The organism is Streptomyces avidinii (genome assembly GCF_014650695.1).
Lineage (GTDB): Bacteria > Actinomycetota > Actinomycetes > Streptomycetales > Streptomycetaceae > Streptomyces > Streptomyces avidinii.
In genome coordinates, this window is sequence record NZ_BMVL01000012.1 from 107198 (window position 1) to 125715 (window position 18518).

Here is an 18518-nt window from a genome sequence, read left to right on the forward strand (position 1 = left end):
TTACTTGCTCTCCTCGGTACGCGTGGCTGCGGGGGTGGTGGTGACGGCGGGCTCGGAGCCGCCGAGCAGCAGGTACAGGACGGCCATCCGGGTGGAGACGCCGTTGGCGACCTGTTCGACGGCGGTGCAGCGGTCGGAGTCGGCGACCTGGGCGGTGATCTCCATGCCGCGGTTCATCGGGCCGGGGTGCATCACGATGGCGTGCTCGGGCATCTTCGCCATGCGGTCGCCGTCGAGCCCGTACCGGCGGGAGTACTCGCGCTCGGTCGGGAAGAAGGCGGCGTTCATGCGTTCGCGCTGCACACGCAGCATCATCACCGCATCTGACTTCGGCAGCACGTCGTCGAGGCTGTACGAGACCTCGCACGGCCAGGTCTCGACGCCGATCGGGACGAGCGTGGGCGGGGCCACCAGGGTGACCTGGGCGCCGAGCGTGTGCAGCAGGTGGACGTTGGAGCGGGCCACGCGGCTGTGCAGGACGTCGCCGACGATGGTGATCCGGCGGCCGTTCAGGTCCTTGCCGAGGCCCGCGTCGCGGCCGACCAGGCGGCGGCGCATGGTGAAGGCGTCCAGCAGGGCCTGGGTGGGGTGCTCGTGGGTGCCGTCGCCGGCGTTGACGACGGCGGAGTCGATCCAGCCGGAGGTCGCGAGCCGGTAGGGGGCGCCGGAAGCGTGGTGGCGGATGACGACCGCGTCGGCCCCCATGGCCTCCAGGGTCAGCGCGGTGTCCTTCAGGGATTCGCCCTTGGAAACGGACGAACCCTTGGCGGAGAAGTTGATGACATCGGCCGAGAGCCGCTTGGCGGCCGCCTCGAAGGAGATCCGGGTGCGGGTCGAGTCCTCGAAGAAGAGGTTGACGACGGTGAGGCCGCGCAGGGTGGGCAGCTTCTTGATCGGCCGGTCCGCGACGCGGGCCATCTCCTCGGCGGTGTCGAGGATCAGGACGGCGTCGTCGCGCGTGAGATCGGCGGCCGAGATGAGGTGGCGCTTCATCTGGATGGCTCCGTAGGTCGGGAGGGCAGGCGGACTGACGGGCGGAGGTGCGAGCGGGCAGGGCAGGCCGCGGCGCGGGCCCGGTCGGGGCCCGTCACTCGGACGGTCTACTGGCCTGCTTCCGGGGTGGTCCGCTGGCCGAGCAGTACGGCGTCACGGCCGTCCTCCTCCTGGAGCTGGACCTTGACGGTCTCCCGCAGCGACGTGGGGAGGTTCTTGCCGACGTAGTCGGCGCGGATCGGCAGTTCCCGGTGGCCTCGGTCGACGAGGACCGCGAGCTGCACGGCGCGGGGGCGGCCGAGGTCGCCGAGGGCGTCGAGGGCGGCACGGATGGTGCGGCCGGAGAAGAGCACGTCGTCGACGAGGACGACCAGGCGGCCGTCGAGGTCGTCGCCGGGGATCTCGGTGCGACCGATCGCGCGGGCGGGCTTCATCCGCAGGTCGTCGCGGTACATGGTGATGTCGAGGGAGCCGACCGGGATCTTCGTACCGGTGATCTCTTCGAGCTTGGCGGCCAGCCGGCGGGCGAGGAAGACACCGCGGGTCGGAATGCCGAGGAGCACCACGTCGTCGGCGCCCTTGGCGCGTTCGACGATCTCGTGGGCGATGCGGGTCAGGACCCGCGCGATGTCCTGCGCGTCCAGTACGGGACGCATGGAATCGGTGTGCTGCTGGGTGTCCATGAAAAGGACCTCCTTCTCCGCCTCACGGGACGGACCTTAAAGGACGTCTGATGTACGTCTCACACGGTACCAGGGAGAGCCCGGTGACTCGGACCGGGCCGGTACGGAACGGCTCTCACACGGCTGCCGGGAGTGAGCCCCCGGGGGGCGACCAAGACCATTCGGCTTGACGCATCCAAGTAACGCTGCGTAACCTCACAGTGAGTTACCAGCCGCGCGGCGGAGCCGCACGTAGTTACGTAGTCGCAGTGTCCATCAGTCACAGCGTCACAGCGTCCGGGAGCGTTATGTCCAGCGAATACGCCAAACAGCTCGGGGCCAAGCTCCGCGCCATCCGCACCCAGCAGGGCCTTTCCCTCCACGGTGTCGAGGAGAAGTCCCAGGGCCGGTGGAAGGCCGTCGTGGTCGGTTCGTACGAGCGCGGGGACCGCGCCGTGACCGTCCAGCGTCTTGCCGAGCTGGCGGACTTCTACGGGGTTCCGGTTCAGGAACTGCTGCCGGGCACGACTCCCGGCGGAGCGGCCGAGCCGCCGCCGAAGCTGCGTCTCGACCTGGAGCGCCTGGCGGGCGTCCCCGCCGAGAAGGCCGGCCCGCTGCAGCGCTACGCCGCGACGATCCAGAGCCAGCGCGGCGACTACAACGGCAAGGTGCTGTCGATCCGCCAGGACGACCTGCGCACCCTGGCCGTCATCTACGACCAGTCCCCCTCGGTGCTGACCGAGCAGCTGATCAGCTGGGGCGTGCTGGACGCGGATGCGCGCCGTGCGGTGGCGCACGAGGAACTCTGAGTTCCGGGCCCCAGACCAGCAGAAACGTTTACCGGTGGGTGCCGGACCCTTGCGGGGGTCGGGCACCCACCGGCTTTTTCGTTCCCTCGCGCCCTCATACGGAAGGGCCCGCAACGCTGTCGTTGCGGGCCCTTCCGTATGAGGGCGGTGCCGGCGCTGGGCCGTGCGGTCAGCTCTCGCTGCGCCGCAGGTTCGGCTTCAGGTCCTTGAAGCGGGCCAGCAGGCCGTTCACGAACGAGGGCGACTCGTCCGTCGAGAACTCCTTGGCCAGCTGGACGGCCTCGTCGATGGCCACGGCGTCCGGGGTCTCGTCCACCCAGATCAGCTCGTAGGCACCGAGCCGCAGGATGTTCCGGTCGGCGACCGGCATGCGGTCGAGCTCCCAGTCCACGGCGTAGGTGATGATCAGGTCGTCGATGCGGTCCACCTTGTCGGCGTAACCCTCGACGAGATCCATCGTGAAGGCGCTGACCGGCGGCTGCCGGTCGTCCGATCGCGCGTGGCGGATCCAGTCCGCGAGCACCTCGCGCACGGGCACCCCGCGCTGGTCGGCCTCGAAAAGGATCTGGAAGGCGCGCTTGCGCGCATTGCTCCGAGCAGCCACGGGTTAGTTGCTCTTCCGGCCGAGGTAGTCGCTGGTGCGGGTGTCGACCTTGACCGTCTCGCCGGTGGTGACGAAGAGCGGGACCTGGATCTCGTAGCCCGTCTCCAGCGTGGCGGGCTTGGTGCCACCGGTGGAGCGGTCGCCCTGGACGCCCGGGTCGGTGTGCTCGATCTTGAGCTCGACCGCGGCCGGGAGCTCGACGTAGAGCACCTCGCCCTCGTGCTGGGCGACGGAGGCGGTGAAGCCCTCGATCAGGAAGTTGGCGGCGTCGCCGACAGCCTTCTTGTCGACCATCAGCTGGTCGAAGGTGCTCATGTCCATGAAGACGAAGTACTCGCCGTCCATGTAAGAGAACTGCATGTCACGGCGGTCGATGGTGGCCGTCTCGACCTTGGTGCCGGCGTTGAACGTCTTGTCGACGACCTTGCCGGACATCACGCTCTTCAGCTTGGTACGCACGAAGGCCGGGCCCTTGCCGGGCTTGACGTGCTGGAACTCGACGACGGACCAGAGCTGGCCCCCGTCGAGCTTCAGCACCATGCCGTTCTTGAGGTCGTTCGTGGAAGCCACGGTTGCGGAATCTCCTGCACTGGAAGACCACGGGTGCGCGCACGGACCGGCAGAGCCGACTAGAGCGCGAGCAGCTCCTTGGTCGTAATGGTGAGTAGCTCGGGACCGCCGTCCGCCTCGGGGCGTACGACGAGCGTGTCATCGATCCGGACACCTCCCCGGCCCGGGAGGTGAACCCCCGGTTCGACGGTGACCGGCACGCAAGCGTCCAGTTTACCCATTGCCGTAGGTGCAAGCTGCGGGTCCTCGTCGATTTCGAGGCCCACGCCGTGTCCGGTCGACGGAGCCAGGGCTTCCGAGTGCCCTGCCGAGTCCAGGACGGAGCGTGCGGCATGGTCCACGTCCCGGTACGCGGCCCCCGGCAGCAGGGCCTCGCGCCCGGCCCGCTGGGCGGTGAAGACGAGGTCGTACAGCTCGATCTGCCAGTCGGCCGGGCTGGTGCCGATCACGAAGGTCCGCCCGATCTCGCACCGGTAGCCACGGTAGTTGGCGCCCAGGCAGACCGTGAGGAAGTCGCCCTCCTCCACCCTGCGGTCGGAGGGCCGGTGCCGGGAGCGGCCCGAGTGCGGGCCGGTGCCGACGGAGGTGGGGAAGGCGGGGCCGTCCGCCCCGTGATCGACGAGTCTGCGCTCCAGCTCCAGAGCGAGGTGCCGTTCCGTACGCCCCACCAGGATGGACTCCAGCAGCTCGCCGAGGGCCTGATCGGCGATCTCCGCGGCGATCCGCAGGCAGGCGATCTCCTCCTCGTCCTTGACGAGGCGCTGCTGCTCCACGGCGGTGCCGAGGTCCGCGAGGCGCAGCTTGGGCGCCACGGAGCGCAGGGCCCGGTGCCGGCCGACGGTGAGGTGGTGTTCCTCCACGGCGAGCGACTCGGCCCGCAGGGAGGCGGCCAGGTCGGCCGCGGCGACGGCCGGGTCACCGCCGGGGCTGCCCAGCACGGAGACGTCCAGGCGTTCGTCGAGGCGGCCCTCGTCGGCCTCGCCGGTGGGCGCACCGGCGCAGAAGAGCATGTCCTCGGCGGGGCCGACGAGCAGCACCGCGCCGAGCGGGGACGCCCCGGAGAGGTAGCGGACGTTCGCCGGACGCGTGATCAGTGCGGCGGCGTTCCCCGCGGCGGCGCATCGGTCGCGAAGCAGGCTCCGGCGGGCGGCGTACACGTCTGACATGTCTTCGAGCGTACGAGCGCCCGCGGGATCCGGCCCGGCGAGCGCGTCCGGACGGGCCCCGGGGTGTCCGGCGGGGCGTCCGGCGGTTCAGCGCCTACCAGCTGCCGGGCGCCGCCAGGGCGCGGGCCAGTGCCTCGTCGAGGGCGCGGGCGGTGCCCTCCACGTCGAGGTGGGAGTTGTCGATGATCGGCAGGCCGGAGCCGTACCAGCCGGCCATCCGGCCGTGGATCCGCGCGACCTCCTCGTCGGAGAGCCGGCGGTTGCCGGAGCGGGCCGCGTTGCGCTCCAGGACGATCTCCAGGCCGGGCAGGAGCACCACGGGCAGCAGAGTGGGGCCCACGTGCCGCTTCCAGCCGCCCAGCCCGACGACGGGCCGGTCCGGGAAGACCGCGTCGTCCAGAATGCAGGAGATGCCGTTCGCCAGGTAGTTGCGGGCCGCGAAGCCGCAGGTGCGGCGGGCGAGCCGGTACTGGGCCTCGGAGTGCTCGTTCCAGCCCGCCTGCGGATCCGCGAAGCCGGAGCAGACCCACTCGCGGACGTCGTCCAGGCTCACGTGGGCGGTCGCCACCGGCCGGGTGCTGGCCCAGTGCCGGGCGACGGTGGTCTTCCCGGCGCCGGCGGGGCCGATCAGCAGCACGGCGAGGACGGCCCCGCCGGTACCCGCCACGGCGGGCGGCAGCGGAATGTGCCCGGTGGGCTCCGGCACGGCGGGCACCGGCTGCGCCGGATACGACGACTGCTGCTGATGGGGCTGGTGGGGCGGCTGGTGCGGAGACTGCGGCGGGGGCGACCCCGGCCAGCCCTGCGCCGGGGGTATCGGCGGCTGCGGGGGCGCCGACGGGTGCGCTCCCGGCTGCCCCCAGCCGGCGCCCGCGCCCCCGCCCCCCACTCCGTGCTGCATCCGCTGCCACTCCGTCTCGTTCAAGCGACTGATGCGAGAACGTTATATGACTGCCGGGGCCCGGCCGTCCACCAGCACCTTCAGGCAGAGTGTCAGGCCGAGATCTCGTCCGCCAGTGCGCGCAGCGCGAGTCGGTACGAACCGATACCGAAGCCCGCCACCGTCCCGGTCGCCACTGCGGCGATGACCGAGGTGTGGCGGAACTCCTCGCGGGCGTACGGGTTCGAGATGTGCACCTCGATCAGCGGCGCCGTGCGCTGCGCCGCCGCGTCCCGCATGCCGTACGAGTAGTGGGTGAAGGCCCCCGGGTTGATGACCACGGGAATCTTCCCGTCCGCCGCCTCGTGCAGCCAGCGGATCAGCTCGCCCTCGTCGTTGGTCTCGCGGACCTCGACGTCGAAGCCGAGCTCCTCGCCCAGCGAACGGCAGCTCTCCACCAGCCCCGCGTACGAGGTGGCCCCGTACACGTCGGGCTCGCGCGAGCCGAGCCGGCCCAGGTTGGGGCCGTTCAGCACGAGCACGGGGCGGCTCACGCCGACACCTCGCCGTAGGCGGCGATCAGGTGCGCCGGGTCGGGGCCCTCCAGGACGGTCGGCTTGCCCAGTCCGTCGAGGACGATGAAGCGCAGCAGGTTGCCGCGGGACTTCTTGTCGACCTGCATGGTCTGGAGCAGCTTGGGCCACTGGTCGCCGCGGTAGGTCAGCGGCAGGCCCACGGCGGCCAGGATCTCCCGGTGCCGGTCGGCCGTCGCGTCGTCGAGGCGGCCCGCGAGCCGACCGAGTTCGGCGGCGAAGACCATGCCGACGGACACGGCCGCGCCGTGCCGCCACTTGTAGCGCTCGTTCTTCTCGATGGCGTGCGCGAGGGTGTGGCCGTAGTTGAGGACCTCGCGCAGACCCGACTCCTTGAGGTCGCTGGAGACCACGTCCGCCTTGACCTGGATGGAGCGCACGATGAGCTCGGCGGTGTGCGGGCCCTCGGGCGTACGGGCCGCGGCCGGGTCCGCCTCGATCAGGTCGAGGATCACCGGGTCGGAGATGAATCCGGCCTTGATGATCTCGGCGAGGCCGCTGACGTAGTCGTTGACCGGCAGCGAGTCCAGCGCCGCCAGGTCGCACAGCACACCGGCCGGCGGGTGGAAGGCGCCCACGAGGTTCTTGCCCTCGGCGGTGTTGATGCCCGTCTTGCCGCCGACCGCCGCGTCCACCATCGCGAGGACGGTGGTCGGTACGGCGATCCAGCGGACCCCGCGCAGCCAGCTGGCCGCGACGAAGCCCGCGAGGTCGGTGGTGGCTCCCCCGCCGACGCCGACGATCACGTCGGTGCGGGTGAAGCCGGACTGGCCCAGGGCCTTCCAGCAGTAGGCCGCGACCTCGATCGTCTTGGCCTCCTCGGCGTTCGGCACCTGGATGGCGACCGCCTCGTAGCCCTGCTCGGCCAGGTCGTCGCGCAGCGCCTCACCGGTCGAGGCCAGCGCCTCGGGGTGGATCACGGCGACCCGCTGGGCCTTCGTACCGATCAGGGAGCCGAGCTCGCCGAGCAGCTGCCGCCCGACGAGCACGTCGTACGCGTCGTGTCCGGCGCTCGCGCCGACCTGGATCCGCGTCACCTGGTCTGTCATACGTCCTTCAACTCCAGAGCGTCGAGGACCGCCTGGGCGACCTCTTCGGGGGTGCGGTCATCGGTGGCCACCACGACGCGCGCGACTTCGGTGTACAGGGGGCGCCGGGCGTCCATCAGCTCGCGCCACTGGCGGCGCGGGTTGACGGCCAGCAGCGGGCGGGCGGCGCCGAGGCCCACCCGGCGTACGGCTTCCTCGACGTCCATCGACAGGTAGGCGACGGGCAGACCGGCGAGCAGCTCGCGGGTGCCCTCGTCGAGGACGGCGCCGCCGCCGAGGGCGAGGACTCCGGTGTGCCCGGCGACGGCGGCGGCGACCGCCTGCCGCTCCAGCTCACGGAAGTACGGCTCGCCCTCGTCGACGAAGATGTCGGAGATCTCCCGGCCCTGGGCCGAGACGATGTCGGCGTCGGTGTCCCGGTAGGGGACGCCGAGCCGCTCGGCGAGCAGCGCCCCCACCGTGGACTTGCCGGAGCCCATGGGTCCGACGAGGACGACCAGTGGTCCGGCGGTCACCGGATCTGCAGGTTGTCGAGGTAGGACCGGACGTTGCGGCGGGTCTCCGGGACGGAGTCACCGCCGAACTTCTCGACGACCGCGTCGGCCAGCACCAGGGCGACCATGGCCTCGGCGACGATGCCGGCGGCCGGCACGGCGCACACGTCGGAGCGCTGGTGGTGGGCCACCGTCGCCTCTCCGGTGGCCACGTCGACGGTCGCCAGTGCGCGCGGCACGGTGGCGATGGGCTTCATCGCGGCCCGTACGCGCAGCAGTTCGCCGGTGGTCAGACCGCCCTCGGTGCCGCCGGAGCGGCCGGAGGTGCGCTTGAGGCCCTCGGGCGTGGAGACGATCTCGTCGTGCGCCTTGGAGCCGGGCACGCGGGCGAGCTCGAAGCCGTCGCCGACCTCGACGCCCTTGATGGCCTGGATGCCCATGAGGGCGGCGGCGAGGCGGGCGTCGAGCCGGCGGTCCCAGTGGACGTGCGAGCCGAGGCCGACCGGGACCCCGTACGCCAGCACCTCGACGACGCCGCCGAGGGTGTCACCGTCCTTGTGGGCCTGGTCGATCTCCGCGACCATCGCCTTGCTGGCGTCGGCGTCGAGGCAGCGCACCGGGTCCGCGTCGAGCTTGTCGACGTCGGCGGGGGTCGGGTAGACGCCGTACGGGGCCTTGGCCGCGGCCAGCTCCACCACGTGCGAGACGATCTCGATGCCGGCGACCTCCTTGAGGAAGGACCGGGCGATCGCGCCGAGGGCGACGCGGGCGGCGGTCTCCCGGGCGCTGGCGCGCTCCAGGATCGGCCGGGCCTCGTCGAAGCCGTACTTCTGCATGCCGGCGAGGTCCGCGTGGCCGGGCCGGGGGCGGGTCAGCGGCGCGTTGCGGCCGGTGTCCTTGAGCAGCGAGGGGTCGACCGGGTCGGCCGACATGACCGTCTCCCACTTGGGCCACTCGCTGTTGCCGACCATCACCGCCACGGGGGAACCCAGCGACAGGCCGTGCCGGACGCCGCCCAGGAAGGTGATCTCGTCCTGCTCGAACTTCATCCGGGCACCGCGGCCGTAGCCGAGCCGGCGCCGGGCCAAGTGGTCGGCAACCAGTTCGGTGGTGACCGGGACGCCGGCGGGAAGGCCCTCCAGCGTCGCCACCAGTGCCGGTCCGTGGGACTCCCCGGCGGTCAGCCAACGCAACCTGCTCAACGATGCTCCTCATGCTCGCGCCTGGTACAGCGACGGCGCGATCGGGTGCGCGGCCCGGACCCGCCTCACCCGATCCTCCCATGTCCGGAGGGGTTTCTCGGGCCCCGGTCCAGTCCTCGGACGCCCGAATGGTCAGCGGACCCGCCGGCCGCGCTCGCGGCGGCGGGTGATCGCCGTCCACACGATGACGGAACCGAGGAGTCCGATCGAGGTCGCCTTGGTCCACAGGGGCAGGCCGCCGAAGGCCACCCTGGCCATGTGGAAGAGCACGAAGGGGAGGTCCCACTTCGATGCGAGTACCTGGTCCGCGTCGTTCCCGTCCATGCCGCCCCCTGTGAATGCGCAGGTGGAGAGCCTAACGGGAGGCGAGCGCCCGTTCTCCGGCGGCCCTCATGGCGGCGAGCGGACCCGGGGTCCGGCCCGTCATCCGCTCGACCTGGAGCACGGCCTGGTGGACGAGCAGGTCCAGTCCGCCGACGACCCGGCCGCCCTGCCCCGACCAGGCCGCGGCCAGTGCGGTCGGCCAGGGGTCGTAGAGGACGTCGAAGAGGGTGCCCGCACTTTCCGGTACGGAGGCGGCCAGGGTGTCGGTCGTACCGGCCGGGGTGGTGGCGATCACGAGCGGCGCGGACAGGGCCGAGGCCGCCTCGGACCAGTCGGCCGTGCGGACGGGTACGCCGAGCCGCTCTCCCCACTGCCGCATCTCGTCGGCGCGGGCCTGCGAGCGGACGTACGCGGTGACCTCGCCGGAGCAGATCCGCGCGAGGGCGGCGAGCGCCGAGGAGGCGGTGGCCCCGGCGCCGAGGATCGCGGCGGAGGACACCTTCTCGATGCCGCGCTCGTGGAGGGCGGCGACGATGCCGGGGATGTCGGTGTTGTCGCCGAGGCGCCGGCCGTCCTCGGTGAAGACGACCGTGTTGACCGTCTCGACGGAGGCGGCCGTGTCGGTGATGCCGTCCAGCAGCGGGATGATCGCCCGCTTGAGCGGCATGGTCAGGGACAGTCCGGCCCACTCGGGGCCGAGTTCTGCCACGAACTGCGGGAGCGCGGCCTCGTCGATCTCGAAGCGGTCGTACGACCAGTCGTCGAGGCCGAGCTCCTGATAAGCGGCGCGGTGCAGCACTGGTGAGAGGGAGTGCTCAATGGGCGAACCCAACACCGCGGCCCTTATGCGTGACATGTCCTGCTATCCGCCGTTCTTCTGCTTCTGCCGTTCCTGGAACTCGTTGGCCAGCTTCGTGTGCTCTTCGTAGGTCTTGGTGAAGGTCGTCGTGTTTCCGTCGACCGACACGAAGAACATCCAGCCGCCGTGGTCCGGGCTGAGCGTAGCGGTCAGGGCGTCCAGGCCCGGGTTGTTGATCGGGCCGGTGGGCAGTCCCCTGACGAAGTGCGTGTTGTAGGGGTGGTCGAAGGCCTGGGCTTCCTTCAGGTTGAAGTTGATCTCGCTCTGGTTCTTGACGTAGTTGTACGTCGAGTCGAACTGGAGCTTCTGGTTCGTGACGTCGTTGGTCTTCTTGAGGCGGTTGTAGACCACCTCGGCCATCTTCCGGAAGTCGTCGTGGTTCTTGCCCTCGGCGTTGACGAGGCTGGCGACCGTGACCACCTGGAGCGGATTCTCCAGGCCCAGTTCCTTGGCCTTGCCCTCGATGCCCAGCTCCGCGTACTTGTCGCTCGCGTTCTTGACCATCTGCTTGAGCAGGGAATCGGGGGTGCTGTCCTTGCTGAGGTCGTAGCGCGCCGGATACAGGAAGCCTTCGAGCGGGTCGATCAGCTTCGGGTTGTTGTTCGCCCAGGCCGGCAGGCCGAGGTTCTTGACCTCGCGCTTGGCGATCTCGGCGGTGGTGCCCTCCTGCTGGCCCAGCTTCTTGTCGATCGCCGCGTACACCGCGGTGTTGCGCATGCCCTCGGTGACGGTGATGACGTTCAGCTTCGTGGGGTCGCTCATCACCTCGACGGCGGACGCCGCCGACATCTTCTTCCTGAGCGGGTAGACACCGGCCTGGATGGCCTTGCCCGGCGGGAGCTTGGCCGCGGCGTCGGCGAAGGCCTGACCGCTGGCGACGACGCCCGCCTTCTTGAGGATCAGGCCCATCTGCATGAGGCCGGAGCCCTTGGGGATCTCGACCTCGACGATCTCGCCGGTCCCCTCGCCCGCGAAGTCCTCGGCCGAGCTGAACCTGGCCTTGATGTAGTTGTAGCCGTAGTAGCCGCCACCGCCGACCACGCCGATGATGACGACCGCGGCGACCAGGCAGGCCATGCCGCTGCGCTTCTTGGGGCTGCCGCCCTTGCGGCCGCCCCGGCGCCCGTCACCGGGCTCGTCGCCGTCACCGTCGTCGTCGCCGTCACGGCCGCCGCCCGCGGTGAGGAGGCCGCTCTCCGGCTCTTCCTCCTCCTCGACCGGTTCCGGTTCCAGGTGACGCCGGCCCGGGGGCTGCGGCGGCGCGTAGGCGTCCTCGGTGCTGTAGTGGTCGGGAGCCTCACCGGGGTAGCCCGTCACGGGCTGCTGGGTGTAGGGGTCCACGCCCGCGTACGGACCGGTCTGCACCGCGGAGGCGTACTGGACCTGGCCGGTGTCCCAGCCCTGACTGTCGTACACCGGCTGCGGCTGGGGCTGCGCCTGCTGCTGGGCGTAGGCCTGCTGGGCCTGCTGCTGGGCGTAGGCCTGCTGCTGCGCGTACTGCTGCTGCCCCGGCTGCGGGTACTGGCCCTGGGGGTCCTGGGGGTACTGCCCCTGCTCGTACTGCTGCTGCGCGTACTGCCCCTGCTGGTACCGGGGCTCCTGCGGATACTGCTGCTGGTGCTCCGGGTACTGCTGGTACTGCTGCTGCGGGGGGTACTGCTGCTGGTACTGAGGCTCCTGCGGGAACTCCTGCTGCGGGGCACCGCCGTAAGGCACCTGACCCTGCTGGGTCTGGTGCCCGGTCCACCCCTGGTCCCCGTAAAGGGGATCCTCGGGGTGCCAGGGTTCGGGGCCACGGCCCCGGCCATACTCAGTCATCGGTCCCCTAGAGCCGCGAGACGGAGGCCGCGGACTCCGTCGTCCGCGGCACCCGGTTCCGCCTCTTTGACGGTGGGCGACGGCTGTTCGAATGCCGTCTCATCGCGCGGAACGTTACCGTATCGCGATCAGACAACCACTTCGACGCACTCACCAGGCGGATTACCTGATACCCGTTCGGTCTCAAGAGCGTTCTGAAGGATCACCACAGCGGCCGCCTGATCGATGACCGACCGGCCCTTCTTGGCGTTCTTTCCGGAGGCTCGCAGTCCCTGGGCGGCGGTGACCGTGGTCATCCGCTCGTCCACCAGACGGACCGTCACCGGCTTGATGCCCTTGGCGAGTTCGTTCGCGAAGACGCGGACCTTGGCCGCTGCCGGCCCCTCCCGCCCGCTGAGCGAGCGGGGGAGGCCGACCACGACTTCGAGGGGCTCGTACTCCTCGACGAGCTGCCGCAGCCGCCTGTGGGCGAAGGGGATGTCCCGGCCCGGAACGGTTTCCACCGGTGTGGCGAGCACCCCGTCGGGGTCGCACGAGGCGACCCCGATGCGGGCGTCACCGACATCGATGGCGAGTCGGCGGCCGCGGCGCAGAGTCATCGTCAGGCCGTCTCGACGACGAGGCGCTCGACGGCGCTGATGGCTTCCGGAACGGCATCCGGGTTCTGACCGCCGCCCTGGGCCACGTCGGGCTTGCCGCCGCCGCCGCCGCCGAGGGTCTTGGCAGCCGTACGGACCAGGTCGCCGGCCTTGAGGCCACGCTCGCGGGCGGCCTCGTTGGTGGCGATGACGGTCAGCGGGCGGCCACCGGCCACGGCGAACAGCGCCACGACGGCCGGGCGGTCGCCCTGGATGCGGCCGCGGACGTCGAGGACCAGCTTGCGCAGGTCATCGGCACCGGTGCCGTCCGGCACCTGACCCACGACCAGGGCGACACCGTGGATGTCCTGGGCGTTCGCGGCAAGACCGGCGGCGGCCTGGAGGACCTTCTCCGCACGGAACTTCTCGATCTCCTTCTCGGCGTCCTTCAGCTTGCCGAGCATGGAGGCGATCTTCTCCGGCAGCTCCTCCGGGCGGCCCTTGACGAGCTCCTGGAGCTGAGCGACGACCGTGTGCTCCTTGGCGAGGAAGTTGTACGCGTCCACGCCCACCAGGGCCTCGACGCGGCGCACGCCGGAGCCGATGGAGGACTCGCCGAGCAGCTTCACCAGACCCAGCTGGGCGGTGTTGCCGACGTGCGTGCCGCCGCACAGCTCCTTGGAGAAGTCGCCGATGGTGACCACGCGGACGCGCTCGCCGTACTTCTCGCCGAACTCGGCGATGGCGCCCTGCTTCTTCGCCTCGTCGATGCTCATGATCTCGGCGGTGACGTCGAGCTCGCGCGACAGCACGTCGTTGATCTTCTGCTCGACATCGGTGAGGACCGAGCCGGGGACGGCGTTCGGGGAGCCGAAGTCGAAGCGGAAGCGGCCGGGGCTGTTCTCGGAACCGGCCTGGGCGGCCGTCGGGCCGAGGGCGTCGCGCAGCGCCTGGTGGGTCAGGTGCGTGGCCGAGTGGGCGCGGGCGATGGCCCGGCGGCGGCTCACGTCGATGGCGGCGTACGCGGAGGCGCCCACGGTCACCTCGCCGACCTGGACGGAGCCCTTGTGCACGGAGACGCCCGGGACCGGCTGCTGCACGTCGCGGACGACGATGACGGCGCCCGAGTCGAGCTTGATGCGCCCCTGGTCGGCGAGCTGGCCGCCGCCCTCGGCGTAGAAGGGAGTGCGGTCGAGGACGACCTCGACCTCGTCGCCCTCGGAGGCGGCGGGCGCGGAGACGCCGTTGACCAGGAGGCCGACGATGGTCGACTCGCCCTGGTTGGTGGCGTAGCCGGTGAACTCGGTGGCGCCGGAGCCGTCGGCGATCTCCCGGTAGGCGGACATGTCCGCGTGGCCGGTCTTCTTGGCCTTGGCGTCGGCCTTGGCCCGGTCGCGCTGCTCCTGCATCAGGCGGCGGAAGCCGGGCTCGTCCACGGAGAGGCCCTGCTCGGCGGCCATCTCCAGGGTGAGGTCGATCGGGAAGCCCCAGGTGTCGTGGAGCAGGAACGCCTTGTCGCCGGAGAGGACCGTGCCACCGGCGGCCTTGGTCTCGGTCACCGCGGTGTCGAGGATGTTGGTGCCGCCCTTGACGGCCTTGAGGAAGGCGGCCTCCTCGGCGAGCGCAACGGTCTCGATGCGCTTGCGGTCGGTGACGAGCTCCGGGTACTGCTGGCCCATCGTGTTGATCACGACGTCCACCAGGTCCTGGACGACGGGACCGGTGGCACCCATGAGGCGCATGTTGCGGATGGCGCGGCGCATGATGCGGCGCAGCACGTAACCCCGGCCCTCGTTGCCGGGGGTGACGCCGTCGCCGATGAGCATCGTCGAGGTGCGGATGTGGTCGGCGACCACGCGCAGCGAGACGTCCGTGCCCTGCTCGGCGCCGTACCGCACGCCGGTGAGCTCGGTGGCCTTGTCCATGACCACGCGCAGGGTGTCGGTCTCGTACATGTTCTGCACGCCCTGCAGGATCATCGCGAGGCGTTCCAGGCCCAGGCCCGTGTCGATGTTCTTCGACGGCAGGTCGCCGAGGATCGGGAAGTCTTCCTTCCCGTCGCCCGCGCCGCGCTCGTACTGCATGAAGACCAGGTTCCAGATCTCCACGTAGCGCTCGTCGTTGACGGCCGGGCCGCCCTCGACGCCGAACTCGGGGCCGCGGTCGTAGTTGATCTCGGAGCACGGGCCGCAGGGGCCGGGGACGCCCATGGACCAGAAGTTGTCCTTCTTGCCCAGGCGCTGGATCCGCTCGGCGGGCACGCCGATCACGTCGCGCCAGATCGTCTCGGCCTCGTCGTCGTCGAGGTAGACGGTGATCCAGAGCTTCTCCGGCTCGAGGCCGTAGCCGCCGTCCGCCACGGAGCTGGTGAGCAGCTCCCAGGCGTACTTGATGGCGCCTTCCTTGAAGTAGTCCCCGAAGGAGAAGTTGCCGCACATCTGGAAGAACGTGCCGTGGCGGGTGGTCTTGCCGACCTCTTCGATGTCCGGCGTACGGACGCACTTCTGGACGCTCGTGAGCGTCGGCGCCGGAGGCTTGACCTCGCCCAGGAAGTAGGGCTTGAACGGCACCATGCCCGCGGGCACCAGCAGCAGAGTCGGGTCGTCCGCGATGAGCGACGCCGAAGGGACAACGGCGTGACCGCGCTCCTCGAAGAAGCTCAGCCAGCGGCGGCGAATTTCGGCCGACTCCATCAGTGGTCCTCATTCCGGTCGTACGAAAGGTTGGGGCGGTGGGTGGTCTTGGTGTTCTGGATGGCCCGCAGCCGCCGCGGGCCGGGGAGGGCGGTGACGTTGTCGGGCCGATCGGGGTCCTGATGGAGCCCCAGTGCGTCGTTCAGCTCGTCCTCGCGCTGCGTCATTCCCGCCTTGACGTCGAGGGCGAAGTCCTTGAGGCGGTGACCTGCTTCGACGGCCTTGTCGGCCGCCTGGGCCGCGAGGCTCTCCGGCGTCAGCTTCTTCAGCTGGCGGTTGACCTTGGTGGTGGCCCACACGCCGGCGGCTGCGCCGGCGGTGAACCAGAAGGCTCGGCGGAACATCGGCGGTCTCAGCCCTTCTGCCTGCGGCGCCGGGCGGCGGGCACCGTACGGCCAACGATCACGGTTCGTCGGGATGCCTTCGGCGGCATGCCGCCCGACGTCGCGGCATCCCCCTTGCCCAGCGCCTTGCGGACGCCGTAGCCGAAGGCCGCGACCTTCACCAGCGGCCCGCCGAAGGCGGTGGCGACGGTGGAGGAGAGGGCGGAGGCGTTGGAGGTGACCTCCTGGACGTCGCTCGCGATGGCGTCGACCCGGTCCAGCTGGGTGCGGGCGGAGCGGACGGTGTTGGAGGCGTCGGCCAGCAGCGGGACGGCCTGGTCGGTCACGTCGGCCACCAGCTTGGTGGTCGCCCTCAGTACCTGGGCCAGCCTCACGAGGGCCACGGCCAGGAAGGAGATCAGGATGGCCCAGAAGACGGCCACGATGATCCCGGCCACCTCTACACCGGACACGTCACACCGCTCTCTGTCTGTTCCTGAAGTGCAGGACTATTCGCCCTCCGACCCTATCGCGCCGGAGATCCCCGGCCGTACCCGAATTCGGGGAGGACGGGACCCGCCTTGAACGCAGCGCATTCGGACCAGTACCCTCCGTGTCCCATGGGACAGAGACCCCTTCGAAGTACTGCCGGGGGCAATCTTCCCTCGGAGCTCAGCCGGTTCATCGGGCGGGGTGGCGAACTCGCCGAGCTGGGGCGGCTCCTGGAGTGCTCCCGGCTCGTGACGGTCACCGGCGTGGGCGGGGTGGGCAAGTCCCGGCTCGTGCTCGCGGCGGCCCGGGGCGCCGCCGAGGGAGCGCAGGAACGCTACTGCGACGGGGTGTGGCTGGCCGAGCTGGCCACCGTACTGGATCCCGCGCTGCTGGAGCTGGCCCTCGCCGAGGCGCTCCGGCTGACCGACCACACCACCCGCCCGCCCCGGACCGTCCTGGCCGAGCACCTGTCCGGGCGCCGGCTGCTGCTGGTCCTGGACGGCTACGAGCAGCTGGTCGACGAGTGCGCCGACCTGGTACGGGAACTGCTGCGCCGCTGCCCCGGCCTGCACGTCCTCGCCGCGGGCCGGCGCCCGCTGGCCCTGGAGGGCGAGCTGGCCCTTCCGCTCTCCCCGCCGGTCCCGGAGGAGGCGCTGGCCCTGCTGACGGCGCGGGCCTGCGCAGCGGACCCGACCTTCGTGGTGACCGAGGACAACCGGGCCGCGCTGGTCGAGCTGTGCGCGCGGCTCGACGGGATCCCGCTGGCCCTGGAGCTGGCGGCGGGCCGGCTGCGGACGCTGTCCCCCGCGCAGGTGCTCACGCGGCTGGAGGACCGGTTCGCGCTGCTGACGGGCGGTGCGCGCGGCGGGCTCGACCGGCACCGGGCGCTGCGCACGGCCATCGGCTGGAGCCACGAGCTGTGCACGCCGGCGGAGCGGCTGCTGTGGGCGCGGCTGTCGGTGTTCGCCGGGCAGTTCGACCTCGACGCCGTCGAATACGTGTGCGCGGGCCCGGATCTGCCGGTGGAGGAGGTGCTGGACCTGGTCGGGGAGCTGCTGGCCCAGTCCCTGCTGGTCCGGGAGGAGACACCCGCCGGGGTGCGCTTTCGCATGCTGGAGACCGTACGGGCGTACGGGGCGGGCTGGCTGGAGTCGCTGGGCGACGCCGGACGTCTGCGGCGGCGCCACCGGGACTGGTACGTGGGGCTGGCCACGTGGTGCGAGCTGGACTGGTTCAGTCCGCGCCAGCATGAGGTGGCCGCGCTGGTGGAGGCGGAACTGCCGAACCTCCGGCTCGCCCTGGAGTGCTGCCTGGACGAGCCGGACGAGGCCCACCTGGGTCAGTACCTGGCGGGGACGCTGTGGTTCTACTGGGCCGGCTGCGGGCGCCTGACCGAGGGCCGGCACTGGCTGGAGCGGGCCCTGGAACCGGTGGACCGGACGGTGTCGGAGTACGAGAGCTCGCGGCTGAAGGCCCTGTGGGTACTGGGCTACGTCGCGGCGCTGCAGGGCGACGCGGCGGCCTCGATGAGCGCCCTGTACGAGTGCCGGGACGGGGCGGCGCAGAGCGGGAACGCGGTGGCGGCGGCCTACGCCGTGCACCGGCTGGGATGTCTGGCGCTGGTCTCGGACGACATGGCGCGGGCCCGGGAGCTGCTGGGCAGGGCGCTGGAGCAGTACCGGGCGGCCGGCGAGCTGAACAGCAACGTGCTGATGTGCCAGGTGGAGCTGGGGATGGCCCTGGCCTTCCTCGGCGACCTGCCGGGCGCGCTCGCACTGTGCGGGGAGGTCCGGGAGATCTGCGAGGAGCGCGGGGAGCGCTGGACGAAGGCGTACGCCCTGTACGTCCTGGCGTACGCGGCCCTCGACGCGGGGCGCACGCGGGAGGCGCGGCTGCTGCTGACCGAGTGCGTGGCGATCAACCACGTCTTCCACGATCTCGTCGGGCTGGTGCTCGCGCTGGAGCTGCTGGCGCTGGTCACGGTAGCGGAGGGGGACCCGGCCGAGGCCGCGGTACTGCAGGGCGCGGCGGAGCCGATGTGGGACGGGGTGGGGCTCCGGCTGTTCGGCTCGGGCTACTTCAACGCCCCGCGGCTGATGTGCCGGGAGCAGGCGGGCGAGCTGCTGGGCGCCGAGCGCTACGCGGCGTGCGGGGCCGAGGGGCGGGAGCTGAGCCGTGAGGCACTGGTGGGGCGGGCGCTGCGCGATCCCGAGGAACGCGGCGGGGGCGCCGGCGGGGTGCCCCGGCAGGCGGGGCGGCCGCGCGGCTCCCGGGTGCCGAGGGGCGCGGCGGCGGAGCAGCCGCAGCCCTGAGGCCGTGCCGTGCCGTGCCGTGCCTTGCCTTGCCTTGCCTTGCCTTGCCGGAAACGGAAAACCCGCCGCCCCCCGGAGGGGACGGCGGGCTGACCAG

Annotated in this window: 19 protein-coding genes; 2 read left to right on the forward strand and 17 right to left on the reverse strand. The window is 71.2% G+C overall.

Annotated features, from left to right (window positions below; all coding sequences use genetic code 11):
* Entirely contained in the window at positions 1 to 993 is a 993-nt protein-coding gene (locus IE257_RS27815) for an aspartate carbamoyltransferase catalytic subunit (RefSeq protein WP_189972638.1), read from the reverse strand.
* Positions 994 to 1100: 107 nt separating this feature from the next.
* On the reverse strand, positions 1101 to 1676 hold the full coding sequence (pyrR, locus tag IE257_RS27820) for a bifunctional pyr operon transcriptional regulator/uracil phosphoribosyltransferase PyrR (protein ID WP_189972639.1): 576 nt from the start codon (positions 1674 to 1676) through the stop codon (positions 1101 to 1103).
* Positions 1677 to 1963: 287 nt separating this feature from the next.
* Between pyrR and bldD the strand changes: the two genes are divergently transcribed.
* Positions 1964 to 2464 carry a transcriptional regulator BldD gene (gene bldD, locus IE257_RS27825; protein ID WP_030008755.1) on the forward strand — a complete coding sequence of 167 codons (501 nt, stop codon included), beginning with the start codon at positions 1964 to 1966 and terminating at the stop codon, positions 2462 to 2464.
* 169 nt (positions 2465 to 2633) lie between these two features.
* On the opposite strand, the gene nusB is transcribed toward bldD, so the two are convergent.
* From nusB to IE257_RS27900, 15 genes are all read right to left on the reverse strand, one after another.
* Positions 2634 to 3068 carry a transcription antitermination factor NusB gene (nusB, locus tag IE257_RS27830; RefSeq protein ID WP_189972640.1) on the reverse strand — a complete coding sequence of 145 codons (435 nt, stop codon included), beginning with the start codon at positions 3066 to 3068 and terminating at the stop codon, positions 2634 to 2636.
* 3 nt (positions 3069 to 3071) lie between these two features.
* Entirely contained in the window at positions 3072 to 3638 is a 567-nt protein-coding gene (gene efp, locus IE257_RS27835) for an elongation factor P (RefSeq protein WP_189972641.1), read from the reverse strand.
* 59 nt (positions 3639 to 3697) lie between these two features.
* On the reverse strand, positions 3698 to 4804 hold the full coding sequence (locus IE257_RS27840) for an aminopeptidase P family protein (protein WP_189972642.1): 1107 nt from the start codon (positions 4802 to 4804) through the stop codon (positions 3698 to 3700).
* A gap of 94 nt (positions 4805 to 4898) precedes the next feature.
* On the reverse strand, positions 4899 to 5705 hold the full coding sequence (locus tag IE257_RS27845; RefSeq protein WP_189972740.1) for an AAA family ATPase: 807 nt from the start codon (positions 5703 to 5705) through the stop codon (positions 4899 to 4901).
* A 92-nt stretch (positions 5706 to 5797) separates the two neighbouring features.
* A complete protein-coding gene (aroQ, locus tag IE257_RS27850) occupies positions 5798 to 6238 on the reverse strand; it encodes a type II 3-dehydroquinate dehydratase (RefSeq protein WP_030387213.1) in 441 nt (146 codons plus the stop codon).
* Positions 6235 to 7326 carry a 3-dehydroquinate synthase gene (aroB, locus tag IE257_RS27855; RefSeq protein WP_189972643.1) on the reverse strand — a complete coding sequence of 364 codons (1092 nt, stop codon included), beginning with the start codon at positions 7324 to 7326 and terminating at the stop codon, positions 6235 to 6237. The genes aroQ and aroB overlap by 4 nt, the downstream gene beginning before the upstream one ends.
* Positions 7323 to 7841, reverse strand: coding sequence for a shikimate kinase (locus IE257_RS27860; RefSeq protein WP_030387211.1), 519 nt, complete (start codon positions 7839 to 7841; stop codon positions 7323 to 7325). The genes aroB and IE257_RS27860 overlap by 4 nt, the downstream gene beginning before the upstream one ends.
* Entirely contained in the window at positions 7838 to 9022 is a 1185-nt protein-coding gene (gene aroC, locus IE257_RS27865; protein ID WP_189972644.1) for a chorismate synthase, read from the reverse strand. Before aroC ends, IE257_RS27860 begins: the two co-directional genes overlap by 4 nt.
* A 132-nt stretch (positions 9023 to 9154) precedes the next feature.
* Positions 9155 to 9346, reverse strand: coding sequence for a hypothetical protein (locus IE257_RS27870; RefSeq protein ID WP_189972645.1), 192 nt, complete (start codon positions 9344 to 9346; stop codon positions 9155 to 9157).
* A gap of 31 nt (positions 9347 to 9377) precedes the next feature.
* The gene (locus tag IE257_RS27875; protein ID WP_189972646.1) at positions 9378 to 10202 is read right to left on the reverse strand and encodes a shikimate dehydrogenase; all 825 of its coding nucleotides are present in this window, start codon (positions 10200 to 10202) and stop codon (positions 9378 to 9380) included.
* 6 nt (positions 10203 to 10208) lie between these two features.
* Positions 10209 to 12023 (reverse strand): endolytic transglycosylase MltG, encoded by a 1815-nt coding sequence (gene mltG / locus IE257_RS27880; protein WP_189972647.1) that lies wholly within the window; start codon positions 12021 to 12023, stop codon positions 10209 to 10211.
* 128 nt (positions 12024 to 12151) lie between these two features.
* Complete coding sequence (gene ruvX / locus IE257_RS27885) at positions 12152 to 12622, reverse strand: Holliday junction resolvase RuvX (RefSeq protein WP_030387206.1); 471 nt, start codon at positions 12620 to 12622, stop codon at positions 12152 to 12154.
* A gap of 2 nt (positions 12623 to 12624) precedes the next feature.
* A complete protein-coding gene (gene alaS / locus IE257_RS27890) occupies positions 12625 to 15294 on the reverse strand; it encodes an alanine--tRNA ligase (RefSeq protein ID WP_189972648.1) in 2670 nt (889 codons plus the stop codon).
* Entirely contained in the window at positions 15294 to 15638 is a 345-nt protein-coding gene (locus tag IE257_RS27895) for a DUF6167 family protein (protein WP_189972649.1), read from the reverse strand. The genes alaS and IE257_RS27895 overlap by 1 nt, the downstream gene beginning before the upstream one ends.
* Before the next feature lie 8 nt (positions 15639 to 15646).
* Positions 15647 to 16090 carry a DUF948 domain-containing protein gene (locus IE257_RS27900; protein WP_189972650.1) on the reverse strand — a complete coding sequence of 148 codons (444 nt, stop codon included), beginning with the start codon at positions 16088 to 16090 and terminating at the stop codon, positions 15647 to 15649.
* Between the two features lie 147 nt (positions 16091 to 16237).
* On the opposite strand from IE257_RS27900, the gene IE257_RS27905 reads away from it, so the two are divergent.
* Positions 16238 to 18421 carry an ATP-binding protein gene (locus IE257_RS27905; protein ID WP_229920701.1) on the forward strand — a complete coding sequence of 728 codons (2184 nt, stop codon included), beginning with the start codon at positions 16238 to 16240 and terminating at the stop codon, positions 18419 to 18421.
* Positions 18422 to 18518: the final 97 nt, after the last annotated feature.

Coding starts and splice junctions, on each gene's coding strand:
- IE257_RS27895 (WP_189972649.1), bottom strand. CDS start 15,638: ATGTTCCGCCGAGCCTTCTGGTTCACCGCCGGCGCAGCCGCCGGCGTG.
- ruvX (WP_030387206.1), bottom strand. CDS start 12,622: ATGACTCTGCGCCGCGGCCGCCGACTCGCCATCGATGTCGGTGACGCC.
- mltG (WP_189972647.1), bottom strand. CDS start 12,023: ATGACTGAGTATGGCCGGGGCCGTGGCCCCGAACCCTGGCACCCCGAG.
- IE257_RS27815 (WP_189972638.1), bottom strand. CDS start 993: ATGAAGCGCCACCTCATCTCGGCCGCCGATCTCACGCGCGACGACGCC.
- pyrR (WP_189972639.1), bottom strand. CDS start 1,676: ATGGACACCCAGCAGCACACCGATTCCATGCGTCCCGTACTGGACGCG.
- IE257_RS27870 (WP_189972645.1), bottom strand. CDS start 9,346: ATGGACGGGAACGACGCGGACCAGGTACTCGCATCGAAGTGGGACCTC.
- IE257_RS27875 (WP_189972646.1), bottom strand. CDS start 10,202: ATGTCACGCATAAGGGCCGCGGTGTTGGGTTCGCCCATTGAGCACTCC.
- IE257_RS27840 (WP_189972642.1), bottom strand. CDS start 4,804: ATGTCAGACGTGTACGCCGCCCGCCGGAGCCTGCTTCGCGACCGATGC.
- bldD (WP_030008755.1), top strand. CDS start 1,964: ATGTCCAGCGAATACGCCAAACAGCTCGGGGCCAAGCTCCGCGCCATC.
- aroB (WP_189972643.1), bottom strand. CDS start 7,326: ATGACAGACCAGGTGACGCGGATCCAGGTCGGCGCGAGCGCCGGACAC.
- IE257_RS27845 (WP_189972740.1), bottom strand. CDS start 5,705: ATGCAGCACGGAGTGGGGGGCGGGGGCGCGGGCGCCGGCTGGGGGCAG.
- IE257_RS27905 (WP_229920701.1), top strand. CDS start 16,238: ATGGGACAGAGACCCCTTCGAAGTACTGCCGGGGGCAATCTTCCCTCG.
- alaS (WP_189972648.1), bottom strand. CDS start 15,294: ATGGAGTCGGCCGAAATTCGCCGCCGCTGGCTGAGCTTCTTCGAGGAG.